General features: G+C 55.0%; 9 protein-coding genes. 5 read left to right on the top strand and 4 right to left on the bottom strand.

Annotated features, from left to right (window positions below):
• Positions 1–48 precede the first annotated feature (48 nt).
• Both HG15A2_RS14140 and ccsA read left to right on the top strand, forming a co-directional pair.
• Positions 49–1,296 (top strand): hypothetical protein, encoded by a 1,248-nt coding sequence (locus tag HG15A2_RS14140; RefSeq protein WP_145060844.1) that lies wholly within the window; start codon positions 49–51, stop codon positions 1,294–1,296.
• 94 nt (positions 1,297–1,390) lie between these two features.
• Positions 1,391–5,095, top strand: a complete 3,705-nt coding sequence (ccsA, locus tag HG15A2_RS14135) for a cytochrome c biogenesis protein (RefSeq protein ID WP_145060843.1) — start codon at positions 1,391–1,393, stop codon at positions 5,093–5,095.
• A 4-nt stretch (positions 5,096–5,099) separates the two neighbouring features.
• Here ccsA and HG15A2_RS14130 read toward each other — a convergent pair whose 3' ends face one another.
• On the bottom strand, positions 5,100–5,507 hold the full coding sequence (locus HG15A2_RS14130; RefSeq protein WP_145060842.1) for a hypothetical protein: 408 nt from the start codon (positions 5,505–5,507) through the stop codon (positions 5,100–5,102).
• Entirely contained in the window at positions 5,504–7,108 is a 1,605-nt protein-coding gene (locus HG15A2_RS14125; RefSeq protein WP_145060841.1) for a HEAT repeat domain-containing protein, read from the bottom strand. The genes HG15A2_RS14130 and HG15A2_RS14125 overlap by 4 nt, the downstream gene beginning before the upstream one ends.
• 290 nt (positions 7,109–7,398) lie before the next feature.
• Here HG15A2_RS14125 and HG15A2_RS14120 point away from each other — a divergent pair, with 290 nt between their 5' ends.
• The 3 genes from HG15A2_RS14120 (at position 7,399) to HG15A2_RS14110 (ending at position 9,203) form a co-directional block, all read left to right on the top strand.
• A complete protein-coding gene (locus tag HG15A2_RS14120; RefSeq protein WP_145060840.1) occupies positions 7,399–7,641 on the top strand; it encodes a hypothetical protein in 243 nt (80 codons plus the stop codon).
• 50 nt (positions 7,642–7,691) lie between these two features.
• Positions 7,692–8,504, top strand: coding sequence for a TatD family hydrolase (locus HG15A2_RS14115; RefSeq protein ID WP_145060839.1), 813 nt, complete (start codon positions 7,692–7,694; stop codon positions 8,502–8,504).
• A 102-nt stretch (positions 8,505–8,606) separates the two neighbouring features.
• A complete protein-coding gene (locus tag HG15A2_RS14110; RefSeq protein WP_145060838.1) occupies positions 8,607–9,203 on the top strand; it encodes a hypothetical protein in 597 nt (198 codons plus the stop codon).
• A 17-nt stretch (positions 9,204–9,220) separates the two neighbouring features.
• On the opposite strand, the gene HG15A2_RS14105 is transcribed toward HG15A2_RS14110, so the two are convergent.
• Entirely contained in the window at positions 9,221–10,555 is a 1,335-nt protein-coding gene (locus HG15A2_RS14105) for an alkaline phosphatase family protein (RefSeq protein WP_145060837.1), read from the bottom strand.
• Between the two features lie 38 nt (positions 10,556–10,593).
• Positions 10,594–11,436 (bottom strand): sugar phosphate isomerase/epimerase family protein, encoded by an 843-nt coding sequence (locus HG15A2_RS14100; RefSeq protein ID WP_145060836.1) that lies wholly within the window; start codon positions 11,434–11,436, stop codon positions 10,594–10,596.
• Positions 11,437–11,448: the final 12 nt, after the last annotated feature.

The raw sequence follows: 11,448 nt of genomic DNA, 5'->3' as shown, positions 1-11,448 counted from the left end.
AGGCCGCTTCGAGATCGATGATCTTTTAAGATCGCGATCACTGGTTCTATGCCCAATCTCTGGTTCTCTCAGGCACGCGTACGCAACCTCGTAGGCGAGGCTTGCATGTTACTTGTGCTCATGGCGCTCGTTAGCACTGGCTGCCAGGAGGAACCCACTGTTTTCGTGCAAACTCGACCACGCACTGAAACGCCGGCCAAGCCTTTTGATTTACAGACGTATCAGTCGGGGTTAGAGCACATTCTGGCTGCGGTGGTGATTCGCGAGGAAGCAAGTAGTAACGCGTCAGATAATGACGAGTCGAATGGCAAAGTGGCGAAGCCGCAAGCGGGCAGTGAGCCCGTCCAGCGCTTTGCTTGGTTCTTCAAGCTTAGCGCACCGGCTGCTGATGCGACACGGCTTCGCGAGCCATTCAATCAGTGGTTAGCAAGCCTGGAATTCACGCGAGACGAGAAGCAAGATTCCCTCGCACCCCACTGGGAGAATCCGCCCGGTTGGTTTGATTCACGCGGCGAAGCGGGGCAATATGCCGAGGTTCGCATTCCTGCTGAACCCGTGCCTCTCAGTTTGACTATCACGCGACTTCCCGTCACCAGTAAGAATGACTCGAAATACGTGGCAAGTAATGTGAACCGTTGGCTGGGGCAGCTCGGGCAAGCGGCAGTGGATCAACCGACGGTTGAGTCCCTCACCCTCACAAAGCCAACCAAGGACGGCGAGGCAACCTTTGTGGAATTGGTTGGTTACTTCAAGAGCACCCCACCTTGGCGCGAGTTGGGCGTCGCTGCGGCACGCAAGACCACTGCTCCTGCTAAGTCATCGTCTCCCGGGTCATCGCCCCCCAATTCAAGCGATCTTTCCTACGATACGCCGGCAGGCTGGGAGCCGGGGCGAATGAACTCTATGCGTAAGGCTGCCCTCGTGAAGAAAAGCGAAGGCAACGGCGACGATGCCACACAGGCAGAGATCACGGTGACCACGTTCCCCGCTACCGAGGGCATGAGAGACCCGCTTGGCAATGCCCAGCGTTGGGCCGGTGGGACGGGCGTCACAGGCGAAGGCGACGAGCTCTTGGAAATGTATGAGGATCGCGAAATCGGTGGGGTTAAAAGCAAGCTTATCCGCCTGATTGCCGACGAGGACAGCCAGGCAAAAGGTGCGGTCATCGCTGCCATGACAGAGCGAGAAGGGACCATGTGGTTCTTCAAACTATTTGGCGAGAAATCCACGGTCGCAGACAGCGAGCAAGATTTCAATGAATTCCTCGATTCCTTTCAGTTTCCCACTTCGCCATAGGTCCCCTTGGCGATGTTATTCACCGAGGCTCGCTGCGGTATCATGCCAATAGGTTGATCATTCGCCATCAAATTCCAAACACTCAATAGCAATCATGGCAACCACGGATATTAGTAGCTTACCCAACGGATCGGTCGTGAAGGACCGCAGCGAAGAGTCCACCTGGGCAGCCGTACGTACGGCGCTACTCCCGTTGTCCTCGTTAAAGCTGACGGTCGCGCTGTTCGCCGCGTCGCTCGTATTAATCCTCGCCGGCACCACCGCCCAACGTCACTACGATATCTGGCATGTGGTGAAGTACTACTTTCGCACCTGGATTGCTTACCCTGACCTGCGGGATTTCCTCCCCGGTGATCTCGACCCAATTTTCTCTTTTCCCTACCCGGGTGGATGGATGATAGGTGCGCTGCTCACGGTCAATCTCCTCGCCGCGCATGGATTGCGTTTCAAAGTACAAGCCAAGGGCAACCGATTGCTTGGTGGGCTAGTGCTGACTCTCGTAGGCTGTCTCGTGACTTTTGCGGTTATTAGAAACGGGCTGGACGATACGATTCGCAGCGAACTCTCCGCAGAGTTCTGCCATAAGCTATGGGCCGCGTTGAAAGCTGCTCTGGGAGGTGGCACTCTTGTTGCCATTTACTTGCTCACGATTAACTATCCAAGTAAAGATCGCAGTGCCTCGAGCGCCATGTGGTGGCTGGGGGCAGCGGCCACTGCCATTCTAACGTTGGGAACGATTTGGCTTTTCATGAACCCCGATGCGCAGCTTAACCCGTCGGGCTTACGAATACTCTGGCAGCTCATTCAGGCCACCGCTGCGAGTCTCATTCTGTGGGCCGGCTGCTGGCTGCTATTCGCCAAGCGTGCTGGTGTAGTGCTGCTCCACGCAGGGGTTGGGCTCATGATGTTCAGCGAGCTACACACAGGGCTGACTGCTGTGGAAACGCACATCCGGATGGTTGAGGGAGAGACGGTCTCCTACGCGGAAGACCTCCGCACGTTCGAGCTGGCGGTTGTAGAAAATAAGCCCGGCAAGCAAAACCGTGAAATCGTCGCCCCGGAAGCTTTGCTTCGCGGCGATGAGCGAGCGGATGCCAAAGAGAAAACCATTCAGGACGACGCCCTGCCCTTTGATGTGAAGGTGCTCAACTACTACTCCAACTCAACGCTACGTCTCGCGCAGCCGGGCGAGCAAGTCGCAGCCACAGCAGGCAACGGTCAAGCTTACAAGCTTTCAGAGGTCAACGCTTCCACGGGCGTCGATACCAATCAGGCATTCGACATCCCTGGGGTTGTGGTTGAGCTGCTTGAGAAGAATTCTGGGAATTCGCTGGGTAAGTACACACTCTACCCAAGCCTGCGGCCAAGTTTGGTCTCGCTTGGGGAACAAGAATACAGCATCAGCTTCCGCCCAAAGCCGTACGACAAACCCTACTCTCTGAAACTGCTCGACTTCGAGCGTGAGACATACGTTGGAACGGAGAAGCCTAAGAGTTTTAAGTCCAAGGTGCTGCTCAGCGATACCGAGTTGGGCGTGGAGCGCGAAGTCTCCATTTGGATGAATAACCCCTTACGCTATCGTGGCGATACGATCTATCAGTCCAGCTTCGATCCTAACAATGAAGCCTACACAGACCTCCAGGCAGTGAGTAACTCGGGTTGGATGATTCCCTATGTGGCCTGCATGATCGTGGCGACCGGCATGCTAGTTCACTTTGGCGGAGCCGTGCTACGTTTCATTCGCCGTCGCGACAAAGAACAGCGAGCAGTTCCCACAAACGAAATACTGGACGGTTCTTACGAAACAGGAGGATCTGAAAGTTGGTCTTCCCCGCGCATGTGGGGGCCTGCACTGATCGTAGCATTCTTCGCATTCTACATCGTTGGCAAAGCACGGCCGGTGAAGACCACGCCGTTACAGATGCAGATTCACGAATTCGGACAATTACCGGTGGCATATGGCGGCCGCGTGCAGCCGATCGATACGCTTGCCAGAAATACTCTGCGGGCAATTTCACTGAGCGAGGAACTTAAGCTGGCGGAAACGAAAGAATCCTTCTCGGGTCGCCTTTTCGGCACGAAGAAGAAAGAGCCTGCCATTAAGTGGTTGCTCGACGCCATCTCTCGAAACGAGCAATTCAAAGATCACCGCTGTCTGAGGATTGAAAGTCTCGACATCATCAGCGCCTTGGGTCTAGAGCCCAGGAAAGGCTTTCGCTACAGCATTAGCGAGGTCTTTGAGAAAGAAGCGGGTGAGGGCAAGGAACTCGATCGCCTAGTGCGAGAAGCACAAGAAGCGGCCCGAGAAGCGCAAGAGGAAGGCAAACCGTTGGAGCCAACGCAAAAGAAGCTCATGGAGCTGGGTTCGAAGGTTGAACGACTCATGGTACTAATCGATTCGTTTTCCGCGCCAATAATCGACGAGAAGGTTCTGCAGCAAGCCCGTGAGCTGATGCCGCAAATCAAGTCGCCCGTGGAATTGGTAGAGAGAACGCTGCAAATCTACGGGGTAACCGAGCGGATTGCCCGCCTTAGTGGCAAGTCGACTTCCCCGCCGCGACCAATTCCTCCCGCCAAGCCCGATGGTCAGTGGGAGCTCATATGCGTGGCGGCGCGCGACTATTGCATCAACCAGCTCTTGAAGCTTCCGGAGAAGGAGAATCCTGCTTTCGAACAATTCCAAGAGATTCTTGCCGCCTATAGTGAGGATGATGCTCCTGGATTCAATGCGGCTTTGAAAGACTACCAAGAACTTATCGCCGCTCGAGCAACTGCCGAGGCAGAATTTGAAGCGGAGCGTGCCAACTCAGACGAAGTCGGCCGCAAGCCGGCTGAGCGACTCTCGCTGGCACGTTTGAAGTTCGAGTCGTACTTCAATCACCTCAGTCCGTTTTACTACTGCAATGTGCTTTATGTTGCTGCCTTCGTGCTTGCCGGCTTGGCACTCCTCGGTTGGTCGGAAGGTTTCAATCGCTCTGCAAACTGGCTGCTGTGGTTCACGTTCGGCTTGCACACGATCGCCCTGCTCTGCCGGATTTACATCTCGGGCCGGCCTCCGGTCACAAATCTTTACTCGTCGGCCGTGTTTATCGGGTGGGCCGGGATATTGTTCGCGCTCATTTTCGAAAAACTCTACCGCATGGGTATCGGCAATCTGCTGGCGGGGATCATTGCTTTCCCCTCGCTGCTAATTGCTTACTACTTGGCGGAAGACGGGAATGACACGTTTGAAGTGATGCAGGCGGTTCTCGATACGCAGTTTTGGCTCGCGACCCATGTGGTTACGATCACTCTCGGTTACTCCACTACTTTTGTGGCGGGTGCCTTCGGCTTGATATTTCTGGTCGGCAATCTCTTCGGGAGATTCAACGCTGCCGAACGCAAGCAGATCACGCGCATGACCTACGGAGCCATTTGCTTTTCGATCCTTTTCAGTTTCGTTGGGACCGTGTTGGGCGGATTGTGGGCGGATGATTCTTGGGGGAGGTTCTGGGGCTGGGATCCCAAAGAGAATGGCGCCATGATGATCGTCATTTGGAACGCCATTGTGCTGCACGCCCGTTGGGGGAAGATGATTGGAGAGCGAGGGCTTGCCGCACTAACCGTGTTCGGCAATATCGTAGTCGCTTGGTCCTGGTTCGGAGTGAACCTGCTGAGCGTAGGCCTGCACAGCTACGGCTTCACAGAGAACGGTAGTCTGTACTTCAGCCTATTCGCCCTCAGCCAGCTAATGCTCATGCAGCTTGCTTGGCTGCCCCCACGAGAAGACCCTCCAGTCGTCGAGTCGGCAGCGGTATAGCGTTTTAGAAGAGTTGCGTCCGTAACGCGCGCAGCTGGTCGGCCTTGCTGGATAATTTCGCTGGTACGTTGTATTCAAATACCGAGGGCACTAAGAATACTTGCGCTGGCTGGTCGAATTCGCAAGCTTCGGCAAGTGAACTCAATAGAAGGCGCTGGCTCACATTGAGCTCGTGAATCGCGCATAGTTCGCGAAACAGCTTTTTCGGGTTGTTACATTTCTCACGGAAGTCGTTTCGCTTCTTCCAGGCCTTGTACGCTGTGACACCTACAATGATGACCAGCAAGGCCAACGCCATCGGCCACAGATCGACCAGCTGAACTCGTTCGCGCGCGGCGCGCATGCCACGACCCATTTGTTCCAGTCGATTGCCCTGAGCGAGAATCAGATAGCCAAAAAGGGAATAGCTCATGAGACACCTCCTTGCACTGGAGCGGCCGGTGCTACCGGAACGCCTTGGTAGATGAGGCTCGCACGGGCAGACGCTTGCACCGCAGTGCTGCGATCCTTGAGAGCCGCCATCAACGCATCCCGAACGTCAGTCCCTGTGCAGAATTGCAGCGCATCGGCCGCAGCAACTCGAATGAGATGGTCTTCATCCTCAAGCCTATCAATCAGTGCGTCAGACACCTTAGCCAATAAGCCAAGACTATCGGCCATCTCGATGGCACGTGAGCGTTGTTTACGACTTTGGCTTTCCATTTCAGCCCGCAATTTGGGCACGACTTCGTTGTCGACACGACTCACGAGACTACCTGTGTTTCGGCGAGTCAATTCGTCCAACGTATCGTAGCGAGATAGGAAGCTCTCGAAGCTGAATTCCGTCAATGCTTCCCGAGCAGCCTCTTGGACTATTTCGCAGGGGTCTTCGATTAGCTTCATGAGTTTCGTCAGGAGATCGGGAATGCTGCGATCTAACAATTGCCGGATGGCAGTTGCTCTGACCTTTGGCTCTGGATTGTCCATCGCTTGCACAATCACATGATTCGCCCGCTGACTTCGGAACCGCCCCAGCATCTCACAGGCAATTGATTTCGCGGGTTGGCATTCCGTTTTCAACATGGCTTCCACGAAAGAAAGCGCCTCGGGTTCTTTGAGGCCTGAGCGCTCTACTAATCTGGCAATGGCTACGAGTCGCTCTTCACCAAAACGATCAGCAAGCGTATTCAATGGTTCAAGCCAGTGGTAATTGTGGATGTGCTTTAGATTCTCTGTGACGTGTTTGTTCTGAGTGGTCGACACAAATGAGGTCAGAGCGGCGACGAATGCGGCATCCGATCGTTTGCTCACAATGTTCCTCACAACAACGTGTGCGTTCTCGCATTTAAGAAACTCAAATATCAGGTGAATCACCCCTGGACTGATGCTCTTGCCAAGCGTGTTCACTACGGTTTGAAAACAGCTGTGACGTGGATCGTCGAGGATCGTATTGAGTGTGTTGCTGGTGGCACCGGAGAGGGAAACGAAGGCCTCGACAAGTGCTGCCCGTTTATGCTTGCGAAAGCGGTTGAGCGAGCGATCTAGGGATTCGAGGACGTAACGACGCATTGCCTCGGGATCGCAATGGTCGTCTTCGCTACGTGGGCTGTGCAGCATGACGTTGAGATTTGCGATTAAGTTTACCGCAACTTGGACGGCTTCAATCGCCCTTGGGTTGCTGGGATGCTCGCCAATGGTAATGAGGGTGGGCGTCAGGTCAAATTCACCAAATCGCAGTGCCACTACGCAGGCGTTCTCAAAGAGTCGTTTATCAGCGAGCAAGGCATCGCGTAAGGCGCCTCCCATGTGTCCACGCCCTTCTTCGACAACCGCTTTCTGATCGTCGGAAAGGGTATGCCAAATTTGCAACAGCGCCGTGTGCCCTGCTTTACTGCGTCGTTTCGCGAGGCCGGCAATGATCGCGTTAAAGGAATCGACATCGCCGGTGTCCAGTGCAGCAATCATCGCATCCGTAGCCGCCTGATTGCGGCTCTTAGCGAACGTTTCGATCGTGAGATTGAGAGCTTCTGACACGTTGGCCACTTCTCTTAAACTGGACTGCTGGACTGGACTGTCGGACTGCCCACGAAGCCCCAGTTGGGCTAATTCGATGCAATTCCTAGCTCAAATGTAGGTTGCAAAATCACCACATACCGGCTCTCGATAGCGGAACTCGTTTGCACAGGCCAGCAAAGTCGGCACAATTGATAGATTCGGTAGAACGGTTCGACCCCCTCCCAGGGGATCATCCAAAACTCGCTTCCCACCGGGGACTAGGGAACCGTTGGCCGCTCACTCAAGAAACAGCTTTCCTGGAGACCTCCATGAACAAGCAAGAAGTTCTGCAACGCGAGTTTCTACTCGTACGGGCCAAGGTTCTAGAGATTGCCGCTTGCTTAGATCGAATCGATCGGGCGGAAGGTGACTTGCCGCAAAATCATCAGCGAGAGCTATTGAGCGAGGCTATTGGTCACTTGCTGGGCAAGACTGGCAATCGCGCTGAACAGATCCAGTTGCTCTTCAGCCGTGAGTATTCCGATCAGTGGCGGAGTGAGTTTCAGCTCTAGGAGTATCACAACAGGTTCTTCTTTCCCCAACCTCCCTTTAAGATAATTTGATGTATTACTTCGATCCACACATTCACATGGTCTCTCGCACGACCGACGACTACGAAACCCTCTCAAAGATGGGTTGTGTGGCCGTCAGTGAACCCGCTTTTTGGGCCGGTTATGACCGGGGCAGCGTCGATGGTTTCCGCGACTACTTCGAGCAGCTCACCAGCTTCGAGCCTAGCCGTGCCGCCCAATACGGCATCCAGCACTATACGTGGCTCTGCATCAACGCCAAAGAAGCCGAGAATGTAGAGCTTTCTCGCGAAGTCATCGCCATGATCCCTGAGTTCCTCAATCGCCCAGGGGTGCTGGGTATCGGCGAGATCGGGTTGAACAAGAACACGCGGAACGAGGCGACCATTTTTCTAGAGCACCTCGACCTCGCCATGGAGACCAACGAGCAGATACTCATTCACACGCCCCACCTGGAAGACAAACACCAGGGTACGCGCATGATTCTTGATATGCTCACAGGAGACCAGCGAATCAATCGCAACCGGGTGCTGGTCGATCACGTGGAAGAACACACGATTCGCCCCGTGCTTGACGCAGGTTTCTGGGCCGGCATGACGCTCTATCCAGTGAGCAAATGCACCCCCGAGCGAGCCGCCGATATGGTGGAAATGCACGGGCCTGATCACCTGCTGGTGAATTCAGCCGGCGACTGGGGCCCCTCGAAGCCAACCGCCGTGCCTGACTTCCTCCTGGAAATGCGCCGCCGGGGACATGCGGAGTCGCTCATTCGCCGCGTCGTCTACGACAACCCGATCGAGTTTTTTAGCCAAAGCCGTGGATTCAACTTCCAAGTTCCGGAGTAAACCCACTGCTAGCAAATGCGGTTGCGAGCCTGCTCCGCGTTGACGGTTCTTCTAGGTGCTCTTACGATTCGCCTGTTGCTATCCAAACATGCGAGGAAATGAATGTTTGACATCGAATCGACCAAAGAAGCGCTTAGCCTAGGCGGTTCCCTCCTGGCACTCAGTTCGACAGCCTACTTTTGGCTCGTACGTTCCAATCGAGAGCGTGCCCAGTTGCAAGTTCATCTCGTGGGCGAGCACTGGGGGAATGTTCCTTTGCCACAGGAGGACCCCGAGGCTTATCAACGCTGCCGCCCCGGTGAAGGCGAGGTCGTAGCAAAATATGGAGTTGCCGTTGCGACAGTCAACAACAGTTCATTGCCGAATGCGTTGCTGAAAGTCCGTGCGTGGCTGCAATTGGCGGACGATCATTGGCAAGAGTGTTTCGTACGTACATGGCAAGATCCTGAGACTTCGTTGCAGTTGCCGCTCAATCTCTCGCCATTGACGACCGCTGGAATGCAACTCACGCTTTCCCTAAAAATCCGCGGGGATTTCGACGGTGGATTTCAAGGCAGGCAAGAATCAGCAATGAAAGCCTTGACTGACAAGCCACGCGTACGGATTGAGCTCGCCGCATTGCAGGGCAAGACGTTCTTTAGCGATCTACCAATGGCAACTAGCGATACAAGCGAGGAAGCTTATCGAAGTGCGGCTTGAGTGTAGGGGCGTGCCAGTCAAATGCCAAATTGACGCAGCACGATATCCGCTACGTCGATATCGGCCAACGGGCGCTCCACAAACACCCCCTTTTGACTGCATAGCAACACGCCCCGCTGAGCATCCTCCATGGCCGGTGCGCCATGGGAGCCCTTCACCAATGTGGCATCTAGCGGAATACACTTTTTCTCCGCGTCAAAGAACAACTCCACCGGGTCGTAGCCCGGCTTGCGATGGATGTCGACTGTCCGGGCAAAAGTTGGCGCCTTCTCGTCATCGTCCCACCAGTAGTATGCCTGCCAACTGTCGGGGTGGCTCACCACGACAAGATCGCCACTTCGCTGGTGGTTCAGATCATATTCAGCACGTTCTGCAGGCGCGAATACATCCGCGACGCCAGATAGACTGCGAAGTAGTTCCGCTATGTGATCTTGGTCAGCTGACTCGCTCAAGAACACGTGGGAAAACTGATGATCGACCAGCGCCCAGGCATCACTGGCGGCATAGTCGATCACGCCGCCATGCTCAGAATCACATACCTTTAGTAGCCCTGCTTCGCGTAGTGCACGATTGGGATAGCTCACGTTATTTACTGGTGTGATGACGTACTCGCTGGCCACTAGCCACAGTGGGTTCTCGTGTGAATAAGCATCTGCGAAGCCCTCAACGAGGCGGCCGATCTCGTTATCAAGTTCGCCTAACGCGGCGATCGCTTGCTCGCTGTCAGGGCCGTGCTTTTGTGCGGCGTAGTCGAGATGGGGCACGTAGACGTAAAACAAGTTCGGTTTGTATTGCTTAGCAGCATGGATGGCCGAAGATACGATCCAAGCGGTCGAGGCAATTCCCGCAGTCGGTCCCCAAAAGTGGTGTAGCGGGAAATGCCCAAACTCGTCGCGCAGCTCGCCATAAAGTGCCTCCGGCTTCGTATAGCACCAGAGCGACTCACTGCCATCGGGATTGTGAATTGGTGCGGGCGTGCAAACGTAGTCTGCGCCGCACTGTTTGCTGTGCAACGGGAACCAGACGGCCGAGGTCAATTGGGAGTCCTGCTCATGAAGTACGTCCCAGAGCTGGGGCCTCTCGATACAGTCGTTCGCAGCGGTCCACATCTCAACGGTGCCACGCTTAGGCGAGTCTGATTCGCGCCAGTAGAATCCATTGGCGACTACGCCGTGCTCGCTGGGTGGGGTGCCGGTGGTCATGTTCGCTTGCACGGGACAAGTAACCGCCGGAAGACTGGCCGCTAGTGTTGCACGGTCTCCGCCATCGACCAGCTTGCTAAGCAGCGGCATGTGAGCAAGATCCTGATCTCGTAAACCGGGCACAGACAGTAAGACGACATATTCAGACACAGTGGATTTCCAACTTCTCTTTGTAAACTTCTGTTGAACTACTTCGGGTTTGTCTTTAGGAGTGATTTAAGAAACGTGATCGCCTGCATGGCAGCGGTAGGCCCGACATGGCTGTGGCGACTCAGCTCCACATGCACGCCACCTTGATAATCGATTCTCTCGAGTGCTTCGACAATATCTGGGAAATCGATTTCTCCTGCGCCGAACATCAGATGCTCGTGCGTGCCAGCATTCATATCTTCAATATGCACATTCACAAGCCGCTCGTGCCAGCGCTCGATAACCTCCGCTATTGGCGTTTCTCCCTGACAGTGCAGATGACCAATGTCGAGCGTGAGTTGCAAGCGGGGGCATTCCACTTTTTCAATAAGCTCGCCGTACGCATCCATGGTGTCGATCAACATCCCCGGCTCAGGCTCGAAGCCCAGAGTCACATCGCGACGCTCGGCATAGTCGAGAACAGCTTTCAGGCTCTCAACGAGTCGTCTCATGCCATTCTCGCGCGAGTCTCCCTTGGGAAGTGCGCCCGACCACAGCGAGACACAATCGCTACCCAACGCTGCCGCGGTATCGATTGCGTGCCGCAAGAATTCAATTCGTCGTGGTCGTCCTGCGGCACGTGGAGAGAGCAACGTCGGCTGGTGCTTCTTACTCGGGTTGAGCAAGAATCGTGCCCCCGTTTCAATGACGCTACTGAGGCCGTACTGCTTCAGCAGTCCGGAAGCCTCTTGAAGCTCTTTCTCATGGTAGGGTGAATAGGGATTCAAACACCCATGATCGAGTGTGATCGCCACACTCCGGTAGCCCAGCCCTGCGAGCAGCTCAATCGCTGCAGGCAGGCTATGGTGGGCGAGTCCATTGGTGTTGTAGCCAAGTAGCATTCGTCAGCCTTC

It is taken from the genome of Adhaeretor mobilis (assembly GCF_007741515.1).
In the GTDB taxonomy this organism is placed as follows: domain Bacteria; phylum Planctomycetota; class Planctomycetia; order Pirellulales; family Lacipirellulaceae; genus Adhaeretor; species Adhaeretor mobilis.
This window is presented reverse-complemented; position numbering and strand designations above follow the sequence as displayed.

Coding starts and splice junctions, on each gene's coding strand:
- HG15A2_RS14115 (WP_145060839.1), top strand. CDS start 7,692: ATGTATTACTTCGATCCACACATTCACATGGTCTCTCGCACGACCGAC.
- HG15A2_RS14140 (WP_145060844.1), top strand. CDS start 49: ATGCCCAATCTCTGGTTCTCTCAGGCACGCGTACGCAACCTCGTAGGC.
- HG15A2_RS14100 (WP_145060836.1), bottom strand. CDS start 11,436: ATGCTACTTGGCTACAACACCAATGGACTCGCCCACCATAGCCTGCCT.
- HG15A2_RS14110 (WP_145060838.1), top strand. CDS start 8,607: ATGTTTGACATCGAATCGACCAAAGAAGCGCTTAGCCTAGGCGGTTCC.
- HG15A2_RS14120 (WP_145060840.1), top strand. CDS start 7,399: ATGAACAAGCAAGAAGTTCTGCAACGCGAGTTTCTACTCGTACGGGCC.
- ccsA (WP_145060843.1), top strand. CDS start 1,391: ATGGCAACCACGGATATTAGTAGCTTACCCAACGGATCGGTCGTGAAG.
- HG15A2_RS14130 (WP_145060842.1), bottom strand. CDS start 5,507: ATGAGCTATTCCCTTTTTGGCTATCTGATTCTCGCTCAGGGCAATCGA.